Below are 24,269 nucleotides of genomic sequence, written 5' to 3'. Positions count from 1 at the left end.
AGGTGGGTGCTGCGCCGGCTAACTTGCATAATGCCGGTTTTTTTCCTAACTTGTGTAACACCATACCAATTTACGTCGGATGATCAATAAAACGGTACATCACGCGGCAGATGCCCTCCACGATATTACAGACGGCATGACCTTACTGCTGGGCGGGTTCGGTTTGTGCGGAATCCCCGAAAACTGCATCCGGGAGCTGGTCAGGAAGGGTGTAACCAACCTCACCTGCATTTCAAACAATGCCGGGGTGGATGATTTTGGCATCGGAATGTTATTACGAAATCGACAGGTAGCTAAAATGATCGCTTCTTACGTTGGTGAGAATGCCGAATTTGAGCGGCAGCTCCTGAGCGGGGAGCTGGAAGTGGAGCTGGTGCCCCAGGGTACGTTAGCCACCCGTTGCCTGGCGGCGGGGTACGGGATGCCGGCCGTTTTTACCCCTGCGGGTGTAGGTACCGAAGTTGCCGAAGGAAAGGAGGTCCGCCGGTTCCATGGCCGGGATTACCTGATGGAAATGGCCTTTGATGCCGATTTTGCATTGGTTAAGGCCTGGAAAGGCGATACAGCCGGTAACCTTATCTACCGGATGACGGCCCGCAATTTCAATCCGGTAATGGCCATGGCCGGTAAAATTACCGTAGCCGAGGTGGAGGAACTGGTGGAAGCAGGAACACTGGATCCCGACCAGATCCATACGCCCGGTATTTACGTTCACCGGATTTTCCAGGGCGTTGATTATGAAAAGCGGATTGAACAACGGACAGTCCGCCAAAAGGCCTGATGATGCTCGACAAAAATGGAATAGCGAAACGCATTGCCCGCGAAATCAGCGATGGCTATTATGTCAACCTGGGCATTGGTATCCCCACCCTGGTGGCGAACTATATACCCAATGATATTCACGTGGTACTCCAGTCGGAAAACGGGCTGTTGGGCATGGGCGCGTTTCCCATCGAAGGCGAGGAGGATCCCGATCTGATCAATGCCGGGAAACAAACCATTACCATGCAACCCGGAGCGGCCGTATTCGATTCGGCGATGAGCTTCGGGATGATCCGTTCGCAGAAAGTAGACCTGACCATTCTTGGCGCCATGGAGGTCTCCGAATACGGGGACATCGCCAACTGGAAGATTCCCGGCAAAATGGTGAAAGGCATGGGAGGGGCCATGGACTTGGTGGCGTCGGCTAAGCGGATCATCGTAGCCATGCAGCAGGTTAATAAGGCAGGGGAGAGTAAGCTGCTGCCCGAGTGCAGTCTTCCGCTGACTGGCGTGCGCTGTATTAACCGGATCGTGACCGAAATGGCGGTATTCGAAGTGGATACCGAAGCCGGGGGGTTCCGGCTGCTGGAACGGGCACCCGGTGTAAGCGTGGAGGAAATCCGCAACGCAACTGCGGGGAAATTCATCGCCGCCGGCGATGAGCCGGAGATGGTTTTATAGGAAACCGCAGGTGCTTACTTTTGGCCGGAAAGTACCTTTTCCCTTAGTTCAGCCGATATTTCATTGGTGATGGCCACAATGGGGGCGGGGTCGTCGGTGTTGTTGATGATAATCCGGTCGCATTGATCGCGGAAAGGCAATAGGTATTGCCTGTAGGCGGGCAGCACATGGTTAATCCATTTATAACGGACATCTTCCGCTGAATATCCCCGTTCCACCAGATCCCGCTTTAGCCGGCGCTGGAGCGCAATCTCATCTTCGGCATGCAGAAATATGCGGTGATCAAGCAGCCTGTTGATTTCTTCATAATAAAAGATAAACAGACCCTCGACGATCAGGATCGGAGCCGGCCTGATCTCAAGCATGCTGGGTTTGATTGCCGGGTTGTTAAATGTGTAGGCTTCCTTATACACTACCTGGCCTTCAAAAAGCGAACGGATATCGTGATGAAAGGCGTTCCGGTCGATGGCTGTGGGCAGATCAAAATTATACAGTTTGTTCTCTTCCTGTGTTTTGGTGTTAGCCGGAATATAGTAATCGTCCTGTGAGATCAGGGTAACCTCATGTGGGGCAAAGTGGTTGAGAAAACAATTCAGGAAAAAAGTCTTCCCCGATCCGCTGCTTCCTGCAATACCGATTACATAGGGAGGCTTACTCATGCGGAAACCGATTAAATGCGCCCGTTAATCTTCGGAAACGTTTGGTGTGCCGTATGCGATTTCCACCTGGAACCGGCGGTCCAATACGCCAATGAGGTTAGCGGCCGATTTTGATATCACAATGATTGCGTCTTTTGTTTCCGCACTGTCGTTGAATTTGCCGACAACTTTGGCAAAGGTAGTCCGGTTGGTCATTGGGTTGGTAATTTTGACTACCGTGCCCACAGGGGCCGTTTTATGTAATGCCAGCATATTGCCACCTACCTGGTTCAGGTCGTCGATCCACACGCCGATCCCTTTCTCGGTCATTTCGCGGATGCCGTAGCGGTTTGCAGGGAGCTCAGGAGCGGATGCCACGCTGGATGAATCATCACTGATGATATCGGATAGCGCCGTTGATGGCTCCACTGCTGGCAGCTCTTTGTTTGGCACTTTAATGAGGGTGCCTTCTTCCAGTAGTTCCGTTTCGTCCGTAAGCCCATTGGCCCTTTTGATGGTTCCCACGGAGATCATGAACCGCTTGGAAATAATGGCCAGTGTTTCTCCCCGACTCACTTTGTAGGTGGTGTAATCCTGCGGTGCAAGGTTGGGGACGGCAGGCTGGCCGCCGGTTGTGGTATCGCGCTGCACGCGATTGCCTGATGCTACCGCCGGTGGCGTATCTCCCATGGGGATGCGCAGTGTGTCGCCGACTTTCAATGCTTTGTTGTTGTTCGCTGTGATAATCTGTTTCACCGGAACCTGGTAGCGCCTGCCCAGGCCGTAATACGTTTCCTTCGGTGTCAGTTTATGGATAATGACTTTCTGGCCATCCACGAACTCCACACCGATGGAATCAGTTGGTGCGGCGTTTGCCGAAAAGAGGCAACAGCCAAAGACAAAAAACATCAGAAGATAAAAAGGACGAAGGTTGCTGCTATATATGCTGTTCATGGTAAATGCTGTACAATTATAGTAAATACGAAACAATTTCCTGTTTATTATCACCAATCAGGAATATTTGACTGCCGATCATAAAGAATAGTTCCGGGATCATTTTCGTTAACCCCGTAATGACAATGCGTTCATCGATAAGTCCGGAAATATCGGACACTGCCAGCCTGATCCGGTAACCCGGTCCTGCCGTTTCATGGAATGCCCATACCTGGTAAGATCCGGTATTGCAATAATGGAGGTCGCCATGGATGGCAAAATGGGCCAAAAACCCCGGATATTCACCCGTATAGGGTTGTGGAATGCGCAGGGCTTCGCCGGAAGGCATGTCCTGTAATTGCACCGGCCGCTGCCGTAAGGGTGTTCCATCCGTTACCTGAAGGTGTTCTTCATATCCGGCGGAGAAATTGCGGTGGCGGACAAGCAACGTGTCACCTTGTACCGCGAGCAGCGTATAGTTGAACTGCTCCCACAGGATTTCCCCGTCAGCTGCGTTGATACAGGCAATGCCCGCACTGTCCGGGCTTTGTGCTCCGTAAGCCCTTAGCAAAAGTAGGCCGTTTACGATCCCCGCCAGTGTCCAGTTCCGGTCGCCATACGGAAATTCCTCCAGCCAGGCATTCCCCGAAGCATACTGAAATACCGAAAAACGGGGCCCGCCCGAAGCAACGTCGCGCGTTTCCACGGCCATCAATCCGGAGCGGGTATCAACCTCAATGCGCCATATGAGTCCCAAAAAACTTTTCTGGAACGCGGTTTTTAACTTATATTTATCCATGAATGCGATGGCGCTGCTATTTTCAGCGGTGCCGTATCCGCCTCAAAAATATAACGATCTGCGTAAAATGTACAAAAAAATAGCATTATTAAGCTGGGTACTGCTGATACTGGCCGTATCTGTGCACGCACAGCGGGCCTATCGGTTTGATTTAAAGGATGATATCGGCCCTAATGCCTGGCGGACGGTGAAAAACGCCTATTCAGCGGCCGAAGGGTCGGGGGCAGGACTGATTTTAATTGAGCTGAATACCTATGGCGGTATGGTGAATTTCGCGGATTCGATCCGGAGCCGCATACTGGATTCCCCGTTGGAAACGGTCGTGTTTATAAACCACAACGCCGCGTCGGCAGGGGCGCTTATTTCGCTGGCGGCTCACCGGATTTACATGAGTAACGGGTCCAGCATCGGTGCGGCGAGTGTGGTAAACCAGTCGGGCGAAATCATGCCGGAGAAATACCAGTCGTATATGCGTGGACTCATGCGCGCGACTGCTGAAGCGAGGGGCCGCGATCCGAAAATAGCCGAGGCATTCGTGGATGGCGAAGTGGATCTGCCCGGCATCAAGCCGGCAGGTAAAATCCTGACACTTACATCCGCCGAGGCATTGAAAATCGGATTAATCGAAGCCGAAGTCAGTTCAGTTGCTGACGTACTCGCTGCCGAAGGCGTGGATCTGTCGCAGGTAACCGTCCACCGGATAACGGTAATTGATCAGCTGATCGGCTTCCTGATCAACCCGGCCGTAAGTGGTATACTGATTCTCCTGATCATCGGAGGGATTTATTTTGAAATGCAGACGCCGGGTATCGGCTTTGCGCTGGTGATCGCCTTGATAGCCGCAGTGTTGTTTTTTGCACCCCTTTACATCCAGGGGCTCGCGGACAACTGGGAGATCGCTTTGTTTATAGCCGGCATCGTTCTCATCCTGCTGGAGGTGTTCGTGATTCCCGGTTTTGGTGTGGCCGGTATACTGGGCATTGTCTTTCTGGTCTGCGGCCTTGCGTTCAGCCTGGTATTTAACGACTATTTCAATTTCACGGTTGTGGCACCCGGCATGCTGTTCAATGCATTTCTGCTTGTTATTGTTTCCATGGTCATGGCCATCGTACTCCTCGTGGTGTTCGGTAAGAGCATGCTGAATACCCGGGCATTCAAGCGCCTGGTCCTGCAGGATGAACAGCGGGCCACGGAAGGGTACACTTCGTCAAAAATGGATCTTGAACTGGTCAACAAAACCGGTATTGCCAAAACGGTGCTGCGGCCTTCGGGAAAAGTCGAAATTGAAGGTAAATGGTACGATGCTGTGGCACTGGACGGGTTCATCGATATCGGCGAAGAAATTTATGTGGAGCGTCAGGCAAACTATAATCTATTTGTCAGAAAAAGACGTGAAAGCTGATGCTAAGCCAAACTTTTGGTATTTTTAGCTGTTTAATCTGTAAACATTAAATCCAAAGATCATGAACCCGAAAGTAATCAGTTTAGAAGAAAAGAAATTAAAGCCCGTAGTAGACCATTTGAATGATTTGCTGGCCAACTATCACATCCATTACCAAAAGCTTCGGGGCTGCCATTGGAATGTGCGTGGCAATCACTTTTTTACCCTGCATGCCAAGTTTGAGGAATTGTATACCAATGCCCTGACCACCATAGACGAACTTGCTGAACGTATCCTGACCCTCGGTAAACCGCCACTCAGTACGTTTAAGGATTACACTAGCCAATCGGATATCAAAGAGATCGATACCATCGGCATGAAAGACGTGGATATGGTTAAAGCCATTATTGACGACCTTGAAACACTTATTGCCATGCAGCGCGACCTCCTCGAAATTACTTCCGCTGCGGAAGACGAAGGAACGAACGACATGGTGAATGCTTTTATGCAGTTCAACGAAAAACAGAACTGGATGCTGCGCGCATTTGTCAACCGTTCATAATCGCGTACATCCAATTGGATTCAAAGCAAAAGGGACAGTCCGAATGGACTGTCCCTTTTTTGATAAATTTTTAAGCTCCTGTTGCTGTCAGAATTTGAAGCCTGCTGTCAGGAATACGCTGTTGCGGAAGTTATCCACATCGACAACCGGACTGTAATGTCCGTTGGCGTCGTCCAGCACATAGGGATTCAAGCTGTATTTCTGTGACATATTCTGGTATGCCAGGTCAAAGTACAGGTTGTTTATCCGATAGCCGAGGCCGGCGGAAACAGTCTGTGTATTGGAGTCGAAGTCTTTGAAAGGCCCACCGGCATACCCGTAACCTGCACGGATCATGAGATCAGGGGCAATCATGTATTCGCCGCCAACCCGGAAATTAACCGCGCTTTTATAGGTGTTTTGGATGTCGTTGTTCATGTCGTTGTCCGTTCCGGTGTCTGACGAGGTGAACCGCATGCTGGCGTAATCCACATACTCCACATCGGCACTGATCAATCCCGTTCCGAACAGCACCGCGATACCGCCATTCAACCGGTAGGGGGTACGCAGGTTGTAATCAAAATACGTTGTTTCCTCCGGATATTCCAGTCCGTCCTCCGTGCCATCTGACAGGTAATTGGTAATACCGAAATAATCGGTATATTCATTCGTGAGGGTGTACCAGGTAGGCGTGGTGGCCGTGATGCCGATCTGGAGCTGGTTGACGGGCTTGTAGATAATGCCCAGCTTGGCATTGAACCCATTACCGCGGGTGTCCGACCAATATTCATTATCATAGGCGTAGTCCGATTCGAGCAGCGGGTTATAAATATCGTAATCCGCATGTCCGGTATTCACAAACCGCGAAGATGGGTTCTGCGGATAAATATACCCTGCATTTTCGATGCTGCCATCTTCCATGAACAGGGAGTTTACCCGGTGGTTTACACGGGCAAAGCCCAGGCTGCCGCCGATATAGAACCGGTTGCTGTAATTGGCCCCGAAGGATACGTTGGTTTCCGACTGGAATCCTTCCTCCCGGTTAAATGCTGTCTGCCGGTTGTCCAATGTTGTCATTGGGATCAGATACTCATCGGCATCCTCATCAATCATCCCGGCTTCCCATCCAAAATCGCCGAACACATTGCCGCTTTCATAAGTCATGAAATCCGCGATACTGCTTTCGCTGTTGATGCCCGTATAGCCCAGTGTTGTGTTGAAGTTATTGGTTTTGTGATAACCCACGCCAATGTTGAAATTGACCCATCCTGATGTCAGGTTGCTGCCGATTGCACGACGCGTGGGCAGGTTAAATACCGCCGCAAACTGACTGATGCCGACGCGGCCGATGCTATTCTGACTGTTGGTGCCGAAATAATTGGCTTTGTTAACGTCATTGGCATAGTCCAGGGTGATGCTGAGGTCCGATTGCCCGAAGAAACCCAATCCGGCCGGGTTCCCCGAAACCGAGCTCAGGTCGCCTCCCAGCGCAGTCTGTGCATTGCCGAGTCCTTTAAAGCGTGCCGTGGCCCCCTGCTCGGGCTGTGCGTAACGGCGTATGTCATCGATATACTGTGCCCGCACACCGGTAGCGGTACCGGCTAATAAGAGTGACAAAAAAGCGATGCTTTTGCTGATATTCATAAATAAATGGAAATCAATGATTATAAAAAAACCAACTAAATTACATGCTTGGCAAATCGCCGCCGCGAATCAGTTGGTTCTGTAAAACTAATTTTATCTTCCTCTGCCACCACCGCGACTGCTTCCACCTCCGCTGCTGCTGCGGCCGCCGCCACCGCCGCCCATGTTGCCAGATGAACGGGAGGGAGGGGATACCGAGCTGCCGCCGGATCTACCGCCGGAACTTGGGCGTACACTGCTAGGCCGTGAAGCCGGACGCTCCGGACGTGCTGAACTTGACGGACGCCTGGTGGATGATGGCCGTACACCCTGACCTGCGGGCCGGCGTGTGCCTGATGGCCGGACATCCTGGCCGGCAGGCCGACGCGTGCCCGATGGCCGGACTCCCGGTGTCGGTGTCCGTGGAGCACCGGTCCGGATTCCTTCCCGATCCCGTACATTCCGGGTGCCGGTAGGCCGTACGGATTCGCGTGTCCGGGTGCCCCTGCTTACCTGACCGGCCGATGGCCGGCGTCCGGAAGCCGAACCCCGTGTCATGATCCGTCCATTTGCACCACGTGCAATAGTTCCATCGGAGTTGCGCATGGTGGAACGGGCTGTGCGGGTATTGATGCGGTCGCGTGAAGCTGAACGGGGAGCGCGTGTCCGGTTGTCGATAATCGCGTAACCGGGATAACCATAGCCGCCTCCCCAGCCGTATCCGTAACCACCCCAGCCCCATCGGCTATAGGAGTACGGACCCCAATAGCCCCGGCCGTAATAAGGTGACCCCCAACCCCAGTAGCCTCCGTAATATGGGTTGTACCAGCTGCTGCCCCAGCCAAGACCCCAGCCGCCCCAACCCCAGCCGAAGCCAAGTGAAAAGCCAGGAGAATACCAGGAGTTGAACCCGTACCAGGGATCAAACCACGGGTCGTAATAGGACATGCCCGGGGAGTAATAGTGAAAACGGTTTATCCGGTTGGCGTATTCGCTGTCACTGTATTCGTCGTTGTAATATTCGTTTGAATAGGTACCATCCGAATATTCATCCGCATAATACCCATCGTCAGCATAGGTTTCCTCTTCCGGTGCTTCATCGTAATAATAATCAGGACTTTGGTAATCCCGCTCGACCGCCCGCGCATTGTTGTTGTATACATCGTCGCGGAAAGCTGTCTGGCGCTGTGCGCCACAAGAAGCCAAAAACAGTATGCTTGCTAAGGCAGTGGTGCCGACTATTAATCTGTTGGTTTCCATTTCCTTGTTATCCTTTCGTTAGTTATAAAAGCCAGGGCTCTTGGTAGTATAGACAAAATTCAGCGGCGTTGGTTTAAACGGGTAAATATTTTTTTTATTGCTGTTATTTGCCAAAACCGCCTACCTTTGCAACGGTTTAAAAAACAGGTAGCCTAACCCTGTTTTTGCTACATATAACGGTCGTGCACGCCCCGTAATTAAAGGCGCAATGTTACAACAAAATTATTGAAAATCAGCTATGAGTAAAGGAATTACCAGTCGCGATACCGATTATTCCCAGTGGTACAATGAGCTTGTGGTTAAGGCCGATCTCGCAGAACATTCTGCGGTAAGGGGATGCATGGTGATCAAGCCTTATGGCTATGCCATATGGGAGAAAATGCAGGCTGCACTGGATCAGATGTTTAAGGATACCGGTCATAGCAATGCCTATTTTCCTTTATTTATCCCGAAGTCATTCTTCTCCAAAGAAGCTTCCCACGTGGAGGGTTTTGCAACGGAATGTGCCGTGGTTACGCACTACCGGCTGAAAAATGACGGAACAGGACAGATCGTTGTCGATGAAGAAGCCAAGCTGGAAGAGGAACTGATTGTACGGCCCACTTCCGAAACCATTATCTGGAATACCTACCGCGGCTGGATAGAATCCTACCGTGACTTACCCATCCTGGTCAATCAATGGGCCAACGTGGTCCGTTGGGAGATGCGCACGCGGCTGTTCCTGCGCACGGCGGAATTTCTGTGGCAGGAAGGGCACACGGCCCATGCCACGCGGGAAGAGGCTGTCGAGGAAACGAACCGGATGCTGGGGGTATATGCCGATTTTGCGGAGAACTGGATGGCACTTCCGGTAGTGAAGGGCCGGAAAACGGAAAACGAACGTTTTGCCGGTGCACTCGACACCCTGTGTATCGAAGCGCTGATGCAGGACGGAAAAGCGCTGCAGGCGGGTACTTCGCATTTCCTTGGCCAGAATTTTGCCAAGGCGTTCGACGTTAAATTTACGGCAAAGGACGGTAAGCTCGATTATGTCTGGGCTACCTCCTGGGGGGTATCCACCCGATTGATGGGTGCATTGATTATGGCCCATTCCGATGATGCGGGACTGGTGCTGCCTCCCAAACTGGCGCCGATTCAGGTAGTTATTGTGCCGATTTACAAGACGGACGAGGAAAAGGCCGGAATTACCGGTTTCGCGGATACCCTTATCGCGGAATTGAAGGCGCAGGGAATTTCGGTCAGGTTCGACGACCGTGACACCCAGCGGCCGGGCTTCAAGTTTGCGGAATGGGAGCTGAAAGGCGTGCCGGTGCGTATCGCTGTCGGCGCACGCGACATGCAAAACGGTACCGTGGAAATTGCCCGAAGGGATACCCAGACCAAGGAAACCGTAGCGCAGGAAGGACTGGCAGCACGTGTAGCCGGCCTGCTGGAAGACATCCAGCAGCATATATTTACTAAGGCCCTTACGTTCCGTAATGCCAATACGGTTGAAGTAAATACATACGACGAATTTAAACAGGTACTTGAAGAAAAGGGCGGATTCATATCCGCGCACTGGGATGGTACCGTTGAAACCGAAAAACGGATCAAAGAAGAAACCAAGGCGACCATCCGCTGCATTCCGCTGGCCGGCCAGCCGGAAGACGGCTTCTGTATGGTTACTGGAAAGCCATCAACCCAGCGGGTGCTGTTTGCCAGGGCTTATTGAGAGGTTCACGCAATGGTGTCCGCTGCAGTTTTCTTAGCTTAGTAATTATGAACGTATTGATTATCGGCTGTGGATGGGTGGGTACCTATGCCGCGGGTGAAATGCTTGGTGAAGGACACCGGGTATGGGGGACGACCACTTCCACGGAAAAGTTTGTGAAATTGACCGAAATGGGCGTTACGCCCGTAATGGTGAATTTTGATGACGCCGTGCCGGCTGTTCCCACTGCTGAACTGCGCGATACTCCTTTTGACGTAGTGATTATCAGCGTGCCCATCACATACAAAGATTCGCTGGAGGGTGTCCGGTCGCGGTTCACCAGCCTGCTTGGGTTTTTAACCTCCTTGCAGTTCAGGCAATTGTTTTTCTTCGGTTCCGTGGGTATTTATCCCAAGGTAAGCGCGACCATTACGGAAGATTCGCTTCCGGAATCCGATCTTGAGCCGAAGTTGTTATTGGGAGAATCCATGCTGCGCGCGCAGCATAAACAGGTTAACCTGCTCCGGCTGGGCGGATTGTTTGGCCTCGAACGCGTGATGGCCAAGCATTTTGTCGGCAAAATCTGCGAAATCGGCTACCAGACAGCCAATTTCGTCCATGTGGAGGATATTTACCGTGTCATCAGGGCCATGATAGCGCAGGAAACCCAGGGAAAGACGTATAATGTCGTCAGTCCTGAACACCCATTGAAGAAAGATGTGATCGCGGTATCGGCTGAGAAATACGGTTACGGCCTGCCTGCCGGATATACCGATACCGACCAAACCGCAAAAGTGGTGTCTCCCGAGCGGCTGATCCATGACCTGGGCTATCAGTTTGTTTATCCTTCTCCGTTGTATTTTTAATTTTCCGGGCCGGTATTGCGTGTTCCTGCTTCGCCCCTGATGCGATGCATGTGCGATATTCGTCCGCAGTGATTCCACGGTGACTCCACCCTGAGTCCACGTTGAGTCCACCTTTTTCCACGTATACCCTGAACTTACTGTCCACGGAGGGTGCTCGGATGGTGGATGAATCCCGTTGAGTGCTACTACAAGTTCAATAAAAGTTTGATACCTTTACCAAAACATGCTGACATAAAGATATCCAATTGCACTATGGAATATAAATTTGCAACAAAAGCCATCCATGCCGGTCAAAAATCAGACCCTACTACAGGCGCGGTCATGACGCCGATTTACCAGACATCCACTTACCAGCAGGCGGCACCCGGCGATCATAAGGGCTACGAATATTCACGGGGGACCAACCCCACACGGAAGGCACTGGAGGACTGCCTTGCGGCACTGGAAAACGGGAAACATGCGCTGGCGTTCGCCAGTGGTATGGCCGCTACGGAGACGGTGCTGAAGCTGTTGCGCCCGGGTGATGAGGTCATCACCGGCGACGACCTTTATGGCGGGTCATACCGGATATTCACGAAGGTATTCGCACATTACGGCATTAAATTCCATTTCGTCAATACTTCGGAACCGGCAGCGGTACAGGAAAAAATAAACGCCAATACCCGGCTCATCTGGGTTGAAACACCCACTAATCCAACCCTGAAACTGGCCGATATCGAAGCCATCGGCCGGATCGCCAAAACTGCAGGTGTACTTTTCGCGGTAGACAACACTTTTGCATCGCCCTACCTCCAGAATCCGCTGGACCTGGGGGCGGATATCGTCATGCATTCGGTAACGAAATACATTGGCGGCCACTCCGATGTGGTAATGGGCGCGCTGGTCATGAATGACAAAGCACTGTATGACGACCTGTTCTTTTATTACAATGCCTGCGGAGGTACACCTGGTCCCCAGGATGCATTTCTGGTATTACGGGGAATCAAGACCCTGCACCTACGGATGAAGGCACATTGCGAAAATGGTCGGCAGGTTGCTGAATTTCTCCGGAAACATCCCCGGATTGAACAGGTTTACTGGCCCGGTTTTGAAGATCACCCCGGCCATGCCGTGGCGAAGAAGCAAATGCGTGATTTCGGGGGTATGGTGTCTGTGGTGCTGAAGGATGCCTCTTTGGCGGAAACCTTCCGGATCGCCGGTTCGTTCAAGGTGTTTACACTGGCCGAATCATTGGGCGGGGTGGAGTCGCTGATCAACCATCCGGCCACCATGACGCATGGCTCCATTCCAAAAGAAGCACGGGAGCGCGTAGGCGTAGTTGATAGCCTGATCCGGATCAGTGTGGGTGTGGAAGATATTACCGATTTACTGGCCGACCTGGAGCAGGCGCTGGCGTAATTAACGGGGAGGGCTACCGTTGCAGTTAAAGGAATTTCTCGACAGCCGGGTTCACGTATACAACTCCCCGGATTTCATTGCCAATGACCCGATCTGTATTCCCCATCGGTTTACAGTAAAACAGGATATTGAAATTATGGGTTTTTTTGCTGCAGTACTTGCCTGGGGTCAGCGAAAAACCATTATAAACAAGTGCACGGAGCTGATCCAGCGCATGGACGGAGCACCTTATGCGTTTGTTCGCAACCACTCGGATGGCGACCTGAAGCAGCTGCTTGGATTCCGGCACCGGACGTTCAATGATACTGACCTGCTCTATTTTATCCGGTTTTTCCATCACCACTATTCCCATTACCAGTCGCTGGAAAACGCATTTATTCCGCCGGCTGCGCATGGGGAATTCCGGACAGAATACATGGAAGAAAACCCGGTACCCCCAGCAGACATCGAGTTGGCATCGGCGGCGTGCTACCTGCACGAACTTCGGCCTGGTTTCGATGTGGAAACGGCACTAAACCATTTCCAAACTTATTTTTTTAGTCTCGACGACTATCCCGAACGGACAAGGAAACACATCAGCTCGCCCCGCCGGAACTCGGCATGCAAACGGCTTAACATGTTTTTGCGGTGGATGGTGCGGGCGGATAATAGGGGAGTGGACTTTGGCCTGTGGAAACGGCTGTCGCCAGCACAGCTGATCTGTCCATGTGACGTGCATGTTGAGCGCGTGGCCCGCAAACTGGGTTTAATCACCCGCAAACAGGCAGACTGGAAAATGGCATTGGAACTGACGGGTAACCTTCGGTTGCTGGATGCCGCTGACCCGGTGAAGTACGATTTTGCATTATTTGGTCTCGGCATCGAAGGTGAACTGTAGCCGTCGGACGCACCGGAAGGTGCCGGGTTTGCACTTAACGGAGGTAAACTTCGGGGTTTACGCAATGCGGCAGTTTTTCGTCCCGGAGCCCGGCAATGATATTGGCTACCGTGAGCTGCATCATTTTCATCCGTGTTTCCACAGTGGCCGAGCCGATATGGGGCAGCACAGCCACGGTGGGCATATCAAGCAACGGGTTGTCACTGGCGGAGGGTTCGGGATTGGTGACATCGAGCCCTGCTCCCCAGATCGTTCCTGTCTCAATGGCCTGTCGTAGGTCGTCTTCCCGGTGGAGCTGTCCACGGGCAGTATTAATGAAAATGGCCGAACTTTTCATTTTTGAAAACGTATCCCGGTTAAAAACTTCCCGCGTTTCATCGCTCAGGTTGGCATGCACACTCAGTATATCACTTTGCCGGAGCAGCTCGTCAAATGACACCCGACGGGCACCCAGTTCCTTTTCGGCCTGCTCATTCCGGCCGCGGTTATGGTAAATAACCGGCATGTCAAAGGCCAGCCGACAACTTTTGGCCAGCTCAAAACCGATCCGGCCCAAGCCATAAATCCCCAGGGTTTTACCCGTAAGCTCCACGCCAAGATTAGCCATGGGGTCGAAAAAATCCCAGTTGCCACGAAGGATTTCCTTGTGCATGTGCAACGCCTTCCGGGCCACATTCTGCATGAGCAGGAAAGCGGTATCCGCCGTGGTTTTGCTGAGCACACCCGGTGTATTGCCAATGGGAATCCCCAGCTCTGTGGCCGCGGGTACATCTACCCGGTCATAGCCGACACTGCACAACGCGATGACTTTCAGGTGGCGGCATTCCTGCAGGAAGCTGCGATCGATGCGGTTGCTTCCCACACTGAACAGGCCGTCGCTTTCTTTGGCGTAACGGATCAATTCTTCGGGCGTCAGGTTGCGTCTTTCTGTCCATTCGGCTGTCTGGAATCCCTGATCGGTGAATGCTTGCTTGATGACGGGAGGAACCTGGCGTGTGATGAAAACTTTCATGGTTAGGGGTAAAGATAGTACTTTTTATTTTTTAACAGCGATTTTTGTCTTAGGTTTGCAGCTGCAATAACACCGCATCATCATTTATTATATTCCAAGCAGATGACCCGATCCGAGCTGATCCGCCAGATAAAAAGCAAGCGTTCTTTTCTTTGTGTCGGACTTGACACCGACATCACGAAAATCCCTGAACACCTGTTATCCTATGAAGATCCGGTTTTTGAATTTAACCGGCAGATCATTGAGGCTACGGCTGATCTTTGCGTGGCCTATAAGCCCAATATCGCATTTTATGAGTGCAGGGGAGTAGCCGGCTGGGCAAGTCTACAGCGGACCTGGGCGGCACTTCCCGCGGAATGCCTGCGCATCGCGGATGCCAAGCGCGGCGATATCGGTAATACGGCCCGGATGTATGCTGCGGCTTTTTTCGACGAGCAGGTGTCGGGACTGGGTTTTGACGCGTTGACTGTTTCCCCGTATATGGGAAGTGATTCGGTGCAGCCCTTCCTGGGTTTCGACGGAAAATGGGCGATTGTGCTGGCACTCACTTCCAATGCAGGCGGACTCGATTTTCAGACGATAACCGATGCAACGGGGAAGGCGCTTTTTGAGCAGGTTATTGAGCGCGTGAATACCTGGGGCAGTCCGGAAGATATCATGTATGTAGTAGGCGCCACTCGCGGCGAAGCATTCTCGGCGGTACGGAAATACGCGCCCGATCATTTTCTGTTAGTACCCGGTGTTGGTGCACAGGGGGGGAGCCTGCGCGACGTATGTGCTTACGGTATGAATAAGGACTGTGGGTTGCTGGTTAATGCGACACGCTCCATCATTTACGCGTCGAACGGGCGCGACTTCGCCGATAAAGCCCGGCTGGAGGCCCAGGCGTTACAGCGGGAAATGGAACAGGAGCTGCTGGCCGCCGGCCTTATTGATTAAGTCTCAGAAACGTAACCAGGACCTTATCGATCCGGTTACCATCCATGTCAACCACTTCAAACTCATGGTCTTTCCATTGGAATTTTTCCCCGGCACTGGGTACGTGCCCGAGTTTGAGGAGGATCAGTCCGGCAATGGTGTTAATACTGCCGAGGCCTTCGTCTTCTTCATCGTCTGACACCGTAATATCCAATGTTTCAAACAACTCATTGAGCTGATACTGGCCGTCGATCAGGAAACTGCCGTCTTCGCGGGTTACGATGTCCGGCCTTTCCACGCTTTCGCTTTCTGAAATATTACCCACCAGACTGCTCAAAATATCGTTGAGCGTGACGATGCCCTGCAAGGATCCGTATTCATCCAGTACGACCGCCTGATGGATCTTGGATGCCCGGAATTTATTGAGGATACTGTATGCAGAACTATTTTCATGCACATAGTTCAGCGGCTGTGTAAGTTCCTTCAACTGGATGGGTGCCGCAATGAGGTATTTGTTCAGCAGCGACTTAATGTGTACGATGCCGATAATATTGTCAAGTCCGTTTTCACACACCGGGTATACCGAATGTCCGCTTTCCAGTATGGTTTCTTTATGGGTTTCATAATCGTCGTTCACGTCGAGCCACACAATATTGCTGCGGTGCGTCATTAAGTTGACCGCCTTTTTGTCGCCCAGACTAAACACCCGGTCTACAATCTCGTGTTCGATATGCTCAATCGCCCCGCTGTCGGCACCTTCATCAACCAACGCTTTAATCTCCTCTTCGGTTACGGCATTTTTAGATGTTTTGACGTTCAGCAGCCGTACAATGGCCTCCGTGGTGGCGCTGAGCAGCCATACGAACGGCGCGACGACCCGACTCAGCAGGTTCATGGGGATGGCGACCAGCATGGCGTATTTTTCAGGCATGGCCAGTCCGATGCGTTTCGGTACGAGTTCACCGAGTACCAGGGTAAGGAAAGTAATGATGAGCACGACAATAAATACGGAAAGCTGACTACTGTAACCATCGAGCCAACGGACGTCACTGAGGTAGACATCAATGCGTTGCGCAATGGTACTTCCTCCGAAAATACCGGTGAGTATACCGATCAGCGTGATGCCGATCTGAACGGTGGAGAGAAACTGATTGGGCGATTCCTTTAATTTTAATACCTGCTTGGCAGCGGCATTCTTGCGGTCGGATAGGGTTTGTAAACGGGCTTTCCGGCTTGATATAATGGCAATTTCAGAAGCAGAAAAAACCCCGTTTAGTAATATCAGCGCTAAAATAATCAGCGATTCTGTAAGCATGTAGCTAAAATAGAAAATTAATCGGATAAACAAAATAGCACCGGCATGTTGCCGGTGCTGCTTGCAGTGCCTGTTCTTTGCTTAATAGTTAAACGGTGACATCCAGGCTCTTCGCATTTTTTACCCGCGTATTCAGGAGTGCCAGGTCAATGACCTCCCGCATTTCGCTGACGTAATGGAACGTCAGGTCCTTCAGGTAATGTTCCTTGATTTGCAGGATGTCTTTCCGGTTCGCTTTGGATAGGATAATTTCCCGGATATTTGCCCGCTTGGCAGCCAGTATCTTTTCCTTTATTCCGCCGACAGGAAGCACCTTGCCGCGCAGGGTAATTTCCCCGGTCATGGCCAGTTTGTCCTTCACTTTACGCTGGGTAAAACTGGAAGCTAATGCGGTAAGCATCGTAATTCCGGCTGATGGCCCGTCCTTCGGCGTGGCACCGGCAGGCACATGGATGTGTATATCCCAGTGGTCGAATACTTTGTAGTCGATCCCGAACTCATCGGCGTGCGACTTTAAGTAAGCCAGCGCAATATTGGCCGATTCCTTCATCACATCGCCGAGATTACCGGTTAACGTCAGTTTACCTTTACCGCGGCTTAGGCTCGATTCAATATAAAGAATGTCGCCTCCCACCTGTGTCCAGGCCAGTCCGGTGACTACGCCGGCCGTTTCACTGTGCTCATAGAACTCCTTGTCAAAAATCGGTGCACCCAGGATATCTTCGACCTCTTTTTCGGTAATAGGCGATTTAACGGGCTGCTCCATGACGATGCCGGTTGCCACACCCCGCACAATCGACCCGATTTTTTTCTCCAATCCACGTACCCCCGACTCACGGGTATATTCGTCGATGATTTTTTCGATCACCTTGCCCCGCATGGCGAGGTCCTTGGCCCCGATGCCATGCAGCTCGCGCTGCTTGGGAATGAGGTGCCGCTTGGCAATTTCTATTTTTTCTTCGATGGTATACCCGTTTACTTCGATGATTTCCATACGGTCGAGCAGGGCCGGTTGTATGCTGCTCAGCGAGTTAGCTGTTGCGATGAACATCACGTTGGACAGGTCGTAATCCAGTTCCACGTAATGGTCGTAAAAGGCATTATTCTGTTCCGGATCGAGCACCTCCAGCAGGGCCGAAGAGGGGTCCCCCCGGAAGTCGCTGCCTACCTTGTCGATTTCATCAAGCACAAATACCGGGTTGGCTGCTCCGGCCTTTTTCAGCGATTGGATAATGCGGCCCGGCATGGCGCCGATATAGGTTTTCCGGTGTCCCCTGATTTCGGCTTCGTCGCGGATGCCGCCAAGGGCCATCCGGGTGTATTTACGCCCCAGTGCCTTGGCTATCGATTTGCCCAACGACGTTTTACCTACACCCGGAGGGCCCACCAGGCACAGTATAGGTGCCTTCATGTTGTTTCTGAGCTTGAGTACGGCGAGGTATTCAATGATCCGGCTCTTTACTTTATCAAGTCCGTAATGATCCCTGTCCAGTATTTTCTTTGCCCGCTGGAGATCGAAATTGTCCTTGGTAAAATGATTCCACGGCAACTCAAGCAGCAATTCCAGGTAGTTTAACTGTACAGAATAATCCGCGGCGGCCGGATTGATGCGGGCCAGCTTGTCGAGTTCTTTGTGGAAATGCTGGTCCACTTCCTTGGACCATTTTTTATCCTTTGCCTGTTTCCGAAGGTCCTCGATCTCAAGATCCGGCGTTATCCCGCCCAGCTCTTCCTGAATGGTTTTAAGCTGCTGGTTAAGGAAATAATCCCGTTGCTGCTTATCAAGATCACCTTTTACTTTATTTTGTATCTGTGTTTTAAGCTCCAGCATCTGAAGCTCAAGATTAAGCTGTTCCAATACACGGGATGCACGTTTTTCCAGGTTGGCGATTTCGAGCAACTGCTGTTTGAACGGCAGATCGGCATTGAGGTTCGACGAGATGAAGTTGATTAAGAACCCGGGACTCTCAATGTTTTTGATGGCAATGCCCGCCTCGCTCGGTATATGCGGTGATAGTTGTATAATCTGCAGTGCCATTTCCTTAATAGAGGAAATCAGCGCATTGAATTCGCGGTTGGTTTTGTGTTTTTTCTCCTGGAACCGTTCAATGGATGCTTTGAAATAAGGCTCGCTCTGGACGAGTTCGTTAAGCTGGAAGCGCTGCTTGCCCTGTATAATAACCGTGGTGTTGCCATCGGGCATTTGCAGAATCTTAATGATCATCGCCACCGTACCTACCTTGTTAAGCTGCTCAAATGTGGGGTCTTCAATAGACATGTCCTGCTGGGACACCACACCGATAATCCGGTCGCCCTTATATGCGTCTTTAACCAGTTTAATGGATTTGTCGCGGCCCACGGTAATCGGAATAACCACGCCAGGGAACAACACGGTATTGCGCAGCGGAAGAATCGCAAGCGTTTCCGGCAATTCGGCATTGGTCATCTCGTCTTCATCCTGCTGGCTCAGCAATGGGAAAAATTCGGTGTCTTCGTTTATGATGGGGATTCCTTGGTCAAAGAATGAATCGTATTTATTACTCATCTATGTTGTTCTTTAGCTTGTAACGGCGCCATATTGGCAGCCACTGTTTGTCTTAGTTGCCTGACTAATGTTAATTGATCTGTCTGCAAGCCTTATGCCAACCCGTGTTTTTTTCTATATTTTAACAATTCCGCCATTCATTTTACCGTTAGCGTATTGAAAAGCTGAAAAAAAGTCAGTTCAACAGGACAGGTGGCCGGTTATCGGTGTATGCCAAATTATTTTCAATGAATGCCGGCATTGTTTGTGATTATGATTTTAAGTATGTTTGTAACACTGCTGGATTTTGTAGCATGGATATTGCTACGAATACCGACAGTTGCTGTGTCAGTGCAGCAGCGCATGAGTTTTATTGTAATTGAAAAATATGAAACGAGACAAATTGAAATCAACGTGTAAAAAAATGAACCGTGGCCTGATAGCCGGACTGTTATGCCTGGGTGTTGTGATGGCGCATGGGCAGACTACGGAAACCGCACCGAGCAATCCCAATGTCCGGTTAGGGCAGAAAGCGTTGCTGGATGGTGATTTTAAATCGGCTGCTGGCTACCTGCAAAAAGCACTGCCACAGGAAGGGGACGATGAAAACGTATGGTACATGCTGGGCTATTCGCAATATCACAGCGGCGATTACAATAAGGCGAAGGACTCATTCAGCAAAGTCATTGAATTAACCCCCGATAACGTAGCGGCTTACTATTACCGCGGAAAGGCAAATAATATTTTGGCCGTTCAGACGGAAACACGGGTAAGCAGCAGTAACCGGGAAAAAATGCTGAATGCGGCAATAGCCGATTATACCAAGGCGATTGAGTTGAATGCGGAGGATGTAAAACTGTATCAGAACCGCGCGATTGCCTACCGCGATCTGGGGATATTGCGCGGCACTACGGGAACGGCAAATTACGACAAGGCCGTGGCCGTTGACGCATATGATAAATCGATCGTGGATTTTGAACAGGTACTGGCGCTGACGCCCGGTAAGAAAGATATTCAGACAGAAATAAAGAAAGCGAAAGTATACCGGGATAACCTGAAATAAGGGCCGGGTCCAGCGCTGATTTTATTGCTGGCAGAGGTTGCCGCTAAGCGGTGTGGCGTTTTAACGGCACACAGGGGTAAGACCCCGGCTTATCGGCAACCTTTTTTTTATTGACGCGCTGGAAATACACCGGTAATGCGGTAAGTGTTGTCGCCGATTACGGCTACGTGCTGATTTTTGTTGATCCGGTAAAGCGAATCGGGATAATAATCCAGTTGCTCTTCCGACCGGTATAGCATGTTCTCCACATGGTTCCGGATCCGGATGTGCCTGATCTGTCCGTCCGGTTGTTTCTCCACGGTGATCTCCTGCGTGCGCAGTCCGGGATCAAGGCTGTGGTAAGTGACGGTGCTTCCCGCGCTGTCGACCCGGTAGCTTTGCTGCCATGCGGGTTTGTTGATGTCTGATTCGGAAAACAGACGTAATTCATTTTCCCACCCATCGATCCACACGTTGCGTGTCTCTTCCATTCCGCTTTTCACCACCGTTTTGGTGATTTCAGGCGAAGCCTGCTGCAGGCGCTCAGCCTCCGCTTTGAAGTAATGCTCCAGGCTAAAATAAGCAGTTGCCGATGCAGTGGCTGCCGGTTGGCCGTCAGGTGAGGAGCACGCCGTTACCGCAAACAGCAATATTCCCATGCCATATGCGGGTATGGCTGCTATTTTTTTCCTCCGGTCCATTAAACCAAACTATTTCCTGTCATTTCCGCGGGAATAGGAACGCCCATGATCGTTAAGATCGTGGGAGCAATGTCACCTAATTTGCCGTCGGCAATCGTTTTAAAATCACTGTTCACCAGAATACACGGAACCAGGTTGGTGGTGTGTGCGGTGTTGACCGAACCATCATCATTGACCATGAATTCCGCATTGCCGTGATCGGCAATAATAATAAACGTATATCCGGCATGGAGCCCGCACTCAACCACCTGCTGCGTACAGCGGTCGACTGTTTCCACCGCCTTGACCACGGCTTCGAATACGCCTGTATGGCCTACCATGTCCGGATTGGCAAAGTTCAGGCAGATGAAATCAGGTTCCCGTGTGTTTATCTCGTTGCAAATTGCATCGGCTACGCCCTGTGCGCTCATTTCCGGTTGCAGGTCGTACGTAGCCACTTTCGGCGACGGGATGAGGAGGCGGGATTCCCCGTTAAATTCCTTTTCCCGGCCTCCGGAAAAAAAGAAAGTCACGTGAGGGTATTTTTCCGTTTCCGCAATACGGGTCTGTGTTTTGCCATGGGTTTCGAGTACTTCGCCCAGGGTATTGGCGAGGTTATCTTTGTGGAATACCACATCCACGTGTTTAAACGTATCGTCATACGCGGTCAGGGTAACGTAATGCAGTTTCAGCGGCTCCATCTGGTATTCGGGAAATGCCTTTTGCGTAAGTGCGATCGTGATTTCCCGTCCGCGATCCGTCCGGAAGTTAAAGCAGATGACGACGTCCCCTTCCCGAATAGTGGCCAGTGGCGCTCCCTGTGCGTCGGTTTTGACAATGGGTTTAACAAACTCGTCGGTTACACCCGCATCGTATGACTGCTGGATGGCGGCGCCGATGTCCTGGGTAGGGGTGCCGGTTCCGTGAACCAATAGATCATAGGCCTGCTTTACCCGTTCCCACCGGTTATCCCGATCCATGGCGTAATACCTTCCGATGGCCGAAGCGAGTTGTCCGGTGCTGGAGGGCAGGTACTGTTCCAGTGCACGTACGTATTCGATACCGGAATTGGGATCGGTATCCCGCCCGTCCAGGAATGCGTGCACAAAAACACGGTCAGCAGTTAATCCCGCCTGTTTTGCTGCGTCGCATAGTCCGCGCAGGTGCTTGGTGTGCGCATGTACGCCACCGTCCGATAACAGGCCGATGAAATGGACCCGGGCATGATTGGACTTCGCATATTCGAACGCCCGTTGCAGCGTTTCATTTTTTTGAAACTCACCGTCATTCACCGCCTTATGGATACGGCCCAGTTCCTGATAGACGACGCGCCCTGCCCCGAGGTTCATATGACCAACCTCTGAATTTCCCATTTGGCCTTCCGGAAGGCCTACGGCTTCACCTGAAGCGGCCAGGCGGCTGTTGGGAGAATTCGCCAGCAGTTTGTCCAGGTAAGGTGTGTTTGCCGCCAGCACGGCATTTGACCGGTCATGTTTGCCGTAACCTAAACCATCCAGGATTATGAGTGCTACTTTTTTCATTCAAATAATTATTGATTAACTGTTCACGTTCATTGGTGTCAATGAAGCGTACGTGTAACAATTTTGTCGTTCCGTGGTACAAATATACGCTTTTTCGGTGGGTTTAATGGGCTATTTCATGGATTAATGCCCGATCCGGCGGTGTGTCTGGATGACCGGGGATTTTGCGGGCCGAATGCCGGTAAATATGGCATGTTTTTAGCTATACCCAAATTAAAGCGGGTAGACCGGCGATTGCCGCGCTGCTCCGTACGAAATAGGCTACATCGGTGCGACCGATCATGGTTTCATTAAGTGCAACTACATTTGAATAAACAATTACAACGACTGTGAAAGAGAAAGGTTTTAGACTGATTAGACGGTTGGGCATTGCGGGTATGATGTGTTTGATGATGATTACCAGCTTTGCGGCTATTGACGTAATCGATGACATTACATCCTGCATCAAGGAAGCCGACACCAAGGAACTTTCCAAGTTTTTTTCGTCGACCGTGAGCATGACATTGCTCAATGACGACGGGGTTTATTCCCGCGTACAGGCAGAAATCATCCTGCGCGAGTTCTTCAACAGAAATTTGCCCACGGGTGTATCCATTGCCCATCGGCTGGATTCAAATCCCAATTTCCGCTATGTAGTCCTGAACCTGGAAACTGCCTCCGATACGTTCCGGGTGTCCTATAAACTAACCAATAGCGATAACAGCTTCAGGATTACCGAATTCCGCGTCGAATCGATTTACTGACCCCGAATCCAAATTTTATTTTTTTTTCTTATTTTATTTTAAATATCCATCTTAGCGGTGATTTGCAGGATTGTCCGCTCGGCCAACCCTTGCTGCTTTGCCACAGATTTGGGATGGCATTGCTTTTTTATCAATTGACGAATGATTCAGGAAGAAAAAATTAGATTAATCAATTTTATTGCCGAGGCACTGCGGGAAGATATGGGAGACGGTGATCACACATCGCTTGCTACCATACCGCCCGAAAAGCAGGGAGAAGCACAGCTGATAATCAAAGAGACGGGTATACTGGCCGGCCTGGAGGAAGCACAGACCGTATTTGAAGTGGTTGATCGCGACGTAGCGGTCCGGCTGCTGAAAGCGGATGGTGACCCCGTAAAGACCGGTGATATTGTACTGCTGGCGCACGGCCGGATCCATAGCCTGCTGCTGGCGGAGCGTTTACTGCTCAATATTATGCAGCGGATGAGCGGAATTGCCACCGCAACCCATCGGATCATGGAAATCCTGTCTGGTACCCGTACGAAAGTGCTGGATACCCGAAAAACAACACCCTTACTTCGTTTTCTGGAGAAAAAGGCCGTTTTGCTCGGTGGCGGAACGAACCACCGGTTCGGTCTTTATGACATGATCCTGATAAAGGATAACCATGTTGATTATGCCGGTGGTATCCGGCAGGCCATTGAAAAGGCAAACCATTACCGTGAAACCCAGGGACGGAATATCGCGATTGAAATTGAGGTCCGCAACCTGAATGAACTACAGGAAGTGCTGGATACCGGTCGCGTGGAACGGATTATGTTCGACAATTTTACACCCGAGCTGGTCAGGGAAGCGGTAGCCCGGGTCAACGGCCGGTACATTACGGAGGCTTCGGGAGGGATTACCGCAGCGCAGGTCCGCCAATACGCGGAGGCAGGCGTGGATTACCTGTCCATCGGTGCCCTTACGCACTCGGTGAAAAGCCTGGATATGAGCTTAAAGGCAAAAATTATTGACGGATAGACCAAGACCTTGTTTTTTGCTTCTTTTTGATTAATTTGCA

General features: G+C 51.2%; 22 protein-coding genes. 12 read left to right on the top strand and 10 right to left on the bottom strand.

The features are described from left to right. Positions 1–79 precede the first annotated feature (79 nt). Positions 80–781 (top strand): CoA transferase subunit A, encoded by a 702-nt coding sequence (locus NEV57_RS02700; RefSeq protein ID WP_257656737.1) that lies wholly within the window; start codon positions 80–82, stop codon positions 779–781. A gap of 2 nt (positions 782–783) precedes the next feature. Further along, on the top strand, positions 784–1,443 hold the full coding sequence (locus tag NEV57_RS02695) for a 3-oxoacid CoA-transferase subunit B (RefSeq protein ID WP_307876388.1): 660 nt from the start codon (positions 784–786) through the stop codon (positions 1,441–1,443). Between the two features lie 14 nt (positions 1,444–1,457). Here NEV57_RS02695 and NEV57_RS02690 read toward each other — a convergent pair whose 3' ends face one another. From NEV57_RS02690 to NEV57_RS02680, 3 genes are read right to left on the bottom strand one after another with little or no spacing between them, the layout of a single operon-like run. Continuing rightward, positions 1,458–2,102, bottom strand: coding sequence for a uridine kinase family protein (locus NEV57_RS02690; protein WP_257656735.1), 645 nt, complete (start codon positions 2,100–2,102; stop codon positions 1,458–1,460). A gap of 24 nt (positions 2,103–2,126) precedes the next feature. Beyond that, positions 2,127–3,035, bottom strand: coding sequence for a DPBB and LysM peptidoglycan-binding domain-containing protein (locus tag NEV57_RS02685; RefSeq protein ID WP_257656734.1), 909 nt, complete (start codon positions 3,033–3,035; stop codon positions 2,127–2,129). A gap of 16 nt (positions 3,036–3,051) precedes the next feature. Continuing rightward, positions 3,052–3,813 carry a DUF4905 domain-containing protein gene (locus NEV57_RS02680; protein WP_257656733.1) on the bottom strand — a complete coding sequence of 254 codons (762 nt, stop codon included), beginning with the start codon at positions 3,811–3,813 and terminating at the stop codon, positions 3,052–3,054. Between the two features lie 67 nt (positions 3,814–3,880). Between NEV57_RS02680 and NEV57_RS02675 the strand changes: the two genes are divergently transcribed. Further along, positions 3,881–5,215 carry an NfeD family protein gene (locus tag NEV57_RS02675; RefSeq protein WP_257656732.1) on the top strand — a complete coding sequence of 445 codons (1,335 nt, stop codon included), beginning with the start codon at positions 3,881–3,883 and terminating at the stop codon, positions 5,213–5,215. 61 nt (positions 5,216–5,276) lie between these two features. Then, on the top strand, positions 5,277–5,756 hold the full coding sequence (locus tag NEV57_RS02670; protein ID WP_257656731.1) for a Dps family protein: 480 nt from the start codon (positions 5,277–5,279) through the stop codon (positions 5,754–5,756). Between the two features lie 87 nt (positions 5,757–5,843). Here the strand turns inward: NEV57_RS02670 and NEV57_RS02665 are convergent, their stop codons facing one another. Together NEV57_RS02665 and NEV57_RS15710 are read right to left on the bottom strand one after the other, a co-directional pair. Beyond that, positions 5,844–7,379, bottom strand: a complete 1,536-nt coding sequence (locus NEV57_RS02665; RefSeq protein ID WP_257656730.1) for an OmpP1/FadL family transporter — start codon at positions 7,377–7,379, stop codon at positions 5,844–5,846. 93 nt (positions 7,380–7,472) lie between these two features. Next, positions 7,473–8,618: a hypothetical protein gene (locus NEV57_RS15710; RefSeq protein WP_307876376.1), complete on the bottom strand. Its 1,146-nt coding sequence runs from the start codon at positions 8,616–8,618 to the stop codon at positions 7,473–7,475. A gap of 238 nt (positions 8,619–8,856) precedes the next feature. Here NEV57_RS15710 and proS point away from each other — a divergent pair, with 238 nt between their 5' ends. From proS to NEV57_RS02640, 4 genes are all read left to right on the top strand, one after another. Further along, positions 8,857–10,329 carry a proline--tRNA ligase gene (gene proS, locus NEV57_RS02655; protein WP_257656729.1) on the top strand — a complete coding sequence of 491 codons (1,473 nt, stop codon included), beginning with the start codon at positions 8,857–8,859 and terminating at the stop codon, positions 10,327–10,329. Between the two features lie 47 nt (positions 10,330–10,376). Then, the gene (locus NEV57_RS02650; protein WP_257656728.1) at positions 10,377–11,174 is read left to right on the top strand and encodes an NAD-dependent epimerase/dehydratase family protein; all 798 of its coding nucleotides are present in this window, start codon (positions 10,377–10,379) and stop codon (positions 11,172–11,174) included. 252 nt (positions 11,175–11,426) lie between these two features. After that, positions 11,427–12,572: a cystathionine gamma-synthase gene (locus NEV57_RS02645; protein ID WP_257656727.1), complete on the top strand. Its 1,146-nt coding sequence runs from the start codon at positions 11,427–11,429 to the stop codon at positions 12,570–12,572. 19 nt (positions 12,573–12,591) lie between these two features. Then, the gene (locus tag NEV57_RS02640; RefSeq protein ID WP_257656726.1) at positions 12,592–13,449 is read left to right on the top strand and encodes a TIGR02757 family protein; all 858 of its coding nucleotides are present in this window, start codon (positions 12,592–12,594) and stop codon (positions 13,447–13,449) included. 34 nt (positions 13,450–13,483) lie between these two features. Here the strand turns inward: NEV57_RS02640 and NEV57_RS02635 are convergent, their stop codons facing one another. After that, entirely contained in the window at positions 13,484–14,461 is a 978-nt protein-coding gene (locus NEV57_RS02635; RefSeq protein WP_257656725.1) for a 2-hydroxyacid dehydrogenase, read from the bottom strand. Between the two features lie 102 nt (positions 14,462–14,563). Here NEV57_RS02635 and pyrF point away from each other — a divergent pair, with 102 nt between their 5' ends. After that, positions 14,564–15,400 (top strand): orotidine-5'-phosphate decarboxylase, encoded by an 837-nt coding sequence (gene pyrF / locus NEV57_RS02630; protein ID WP_257656724.1) that lies wholly within the window; start codon positions 14,564–14,566, stop codon positions 15,398–15,400. On the opposite strand, the gene NEV57_RS02625 is transcribed toward pyrF, so the two are convergent. Next, the gene (locus NEV57_RS02625) at positions 15,390–16,694 is read right to left on the bottom strand and encodes a hemolysin family protein (protein WP_257656723.1); all 1,305 of its coding nucleotides are present in this window, start codon (positions 16,692–16,694) and stop codon (positions 15,390–15,392) included. The two genes, pyrF and NEV57_RS02625, sit on opposite strands and share 11 nt — an antisense overlap. Before the next feature lie 88 nt (positions 16,695–16,782). Next, the gene (lon, locus tag NEV57_RS02620; RefSeq protein ID WP_257656722.1) at positions 16,783–19,239 is read right to left on the bottom strand and encodes an endopeptidase La; all 2,457 of its coding nucleotides are present in this window, start codon (positions 19,237–19,239) and stop codon (positions 16,783–16,785) included. Between the two features lie 403 nt (positions 19,240–19,642). Here lon and NEV57_RS02615 point away from each other — a divergent pair, with 403 nt between their 5' ends. Then, a complete protein-coding gene (locus NEV57_RS02615; protein ID WP_257656721.1) occupies positions 19,643–20,281 on the top strand; it encodes a tetratricopeptide repeat protein in 639 nt (212 codons plus the stop codon). 107 nt (positions 20,282–20,388) lie between these two features. On the opposite strand, the gene NEV57_RS02610 is transcribed toward NEV57_RS02615, so the two are convergent. Together NEV57_RS02610 and gpmI are read right to left on the bottom strand one after the other, a co-directional pair. After that, positions 20,389–20,961 (bottom strand): hypothetical protein, encoded by a 573-nt coding sequence (locus NEV57_RS02610; protein ID WP_257656720.1) that lies wholly within the window; start codon positions 20,959–20,961, stop codon positions 20,389–20,391. Further along, a complete protein-coding gene (gene gpmI / locus NEV57_RS02605) occupies positions 20,961–22,481 on the bottom strand; it encodes a 2,3-bisphosphoglycerate-independent phosphoglycerate mutase (RefSeq protein WP_257656719.1) in 1,521 nt (506 codons plus the stop codon). Before gpmI ends, NEV57_RS02610 begins: the two co-directional genes overlap by 1 nt. 389 nt (positions 22,482–22,870) lie before the next feature. Between gpmI and NEV57_RS02600 the strand changes: the two genes are divergently transcribed. Both NEV57_RS02600 and nadC read left to right on the top strand, forming a co-directional pair. Beyond that, complete coding sequence (locus tag NEV57_RS02600; RefSeq protein ID WP_257656718.1) at positions 22,871–23,224, top strand: DUF4783 domain-containing protein; 354 nt, start codon at positions 22,871–22,873, stop codon at positions 23,222–23,224. Positions 23,225–23,365: 141 nt separating this feature from the next. Continuing rightward, positions 23,366–24,229 carry a carboxylating nicotinate-nucleotide diphosphorylase gene (gene nadC / locus NEV57_RS02595; RefSeq protein ID WP_257656717.1) on the top strand — a complete coding sequence of 288 codons (864 nt, stop codon included), beginning with the start codon at positions 23,366–23,368 and terminating at the stop codon, positions 24,227–24,229. Positions 24,230–24,269 lie beyond the last annotated feature (40 nt).

Source organism: Parapedobacter lycopersici (genome assembly GCF_024643285.1).
GTDB classification, from domain to species: Bacteria; Bacteroidota; Bacteroidia; order Sphingobacteriales; family Sphingobacteriaceae; genus Parapedobacter; species Parapedobacter lycopersici.
The sequence above is the reverse complement of the archived record's forward strand: the minus strand, read 5'-3'. Positions and strand labels throughout refer to the sequence as shown.

Excerpts from the sequence above, each read along its gene's own strand:
- NEV57_RS02700 (WP_257656737.1), top strand. The coding sequence starts at position 80 with ATGATCAATAAAACGGTACATCACGCGGCAGATGCCCTCCACGATATT.
- NEV57_RS02695 (WP_307876388.1), top strand. The coding sequence starts at position 784 with ATGCTCGACAAAAATGGAATAGCGAAACGCATTGCCCGCGAAATCAGC.
- NEV57_RS02690 (WP_257656735.1), bottom strand. The coding sequence starts at position 2,102 with ATGAGTAAGCCTCCCTATGTAATCGGTATTGCAGGAAGCAGCGGATCG.
- NEV57_RS02685 (WP_257656734.1), bottom strand. The coding sequence starts at position 3,035 with ATGAACAGCATATATAGCAGCAACCTTCGTCCTTTTTATCTTCTGATG.
- NEV57_RS02680 (WP_257656733.1), bottom strand. The coding sequence starts at position 3,813 with ATGGATAAATATAAGTTAAAAACCGCGTTCCAGAAAAGTTTTTTGGGA.
- NEV57_RS02675 (WP_257656732.1), top strand. The coding sequence starts at position 3,881 with ATGTACAAAAAAATAGCATTATTAAGCTGGGTACTGCTGATACTGGCC.
- NEV57_RS02670 (WP_257656731.1), top strand. The coding sequence starts at position 5,277 with ATGAACCCGAAAGTAATCAGTTTAGAAGAAAAGAAATTAAAGCCCGTA.
- NEV57_RS02665 (WP_257656730.1), bottom strand. The coding sequence starts at position 7,379 with ATGAATATCAGCAAAAGCATCGCTTTTTTGTCACTCTTATTAGCCGGT.
- NEV57_RS15710 (WP_307876376.1), bottom strand. The coding sequence starts at position 8,618 with ATGGAAACCAACAGATTAATAGTCGGCACCACTGCCTTAGCAAGCATA.
- proS (WP_257656729.1), top strand. The coding sequence starts at position 8,857 with ATGAGTAAAGGAATTACCAGTCGCGATACCGATTATTCCCAGTGGTAC.
- NEV57_RS02650 (WP_257656728.1), top strand. The coding sequence starts at position 10,377 with ATGAACGTATTGATTATCGGCTGTGGATGGGTGGGTACCTATGCCGCG.
- NEV57_RS02645 (WP_257656727.1), top strand. The coding sequence starts at position 11,427 with ATGGAATATAAATTTGCAACAAAAGCCATCCATGCCGGTCAAAAATCA.
- NEV57_RS02635 (WP_257656725.1), bottom strand. The coding sequence starts at position 14,461 with ATGAAAGTTTTCATCACACGCCAGGTTCCTCCCGTCATCAAGCAAGCA.
- pyrF (WP_257656724.1), top strand. The coding sequence starts at position 14,564 with ATGACCCGATCCGAGCTGATCCGCCAGATAAAAAGCAAGCGTTCTTTT.
- NEV57_RS02625 (WP_257656723.1), bottom strand. The coding sequence starts at position 16,694 with ATGCTTACAGAATCGCTGATTATTTTAGCGCTGATATTACTAAACGGG.
- lon (WP_257656722.1), bottom strand. The coding sequence starts at position 19,239 with ATGAGTAATAAATACGATTCATTCTTTGACCAAGGAATCCCCATCATA.
- NEV57_RS02615 (WP_257656721.1), top strand. The coding sequence starts at position 19,643 with ATGAACCGTGGCCTGATAGCCGGACTGTTATGCCTGGGTGTTGTGATG.
- NEV57_RS02610 (WP_257656720.1), bottom strand. The coding sequence starts at position 20,961 with ATGGACCGGAGGAAAAAAATAGCAGCCATACCCGCATATGGCATGGGA.
- gpmI (WP_257656719.1), bottom strand. The coding sequence starts at position 22,481 with ATGAAAAAAGTAGCACTCATAATCCTGGATGGTTTAGGTTACGGCAAA.
- NEV57_RS02600 (WP_257656718.1), top strand. The coding sequence starts at position 22,871 with ATGATGATTACCAGCTTTGCGGCTATTGACGTAATCGATGACATTACA.
- nadC (WP_257656717.1), top strand. The coding sequence starts at position 23,366 with ATGATTCAGGAAGAAAAAATTAGATTAATCAATTTTATTGCCGAGGCA.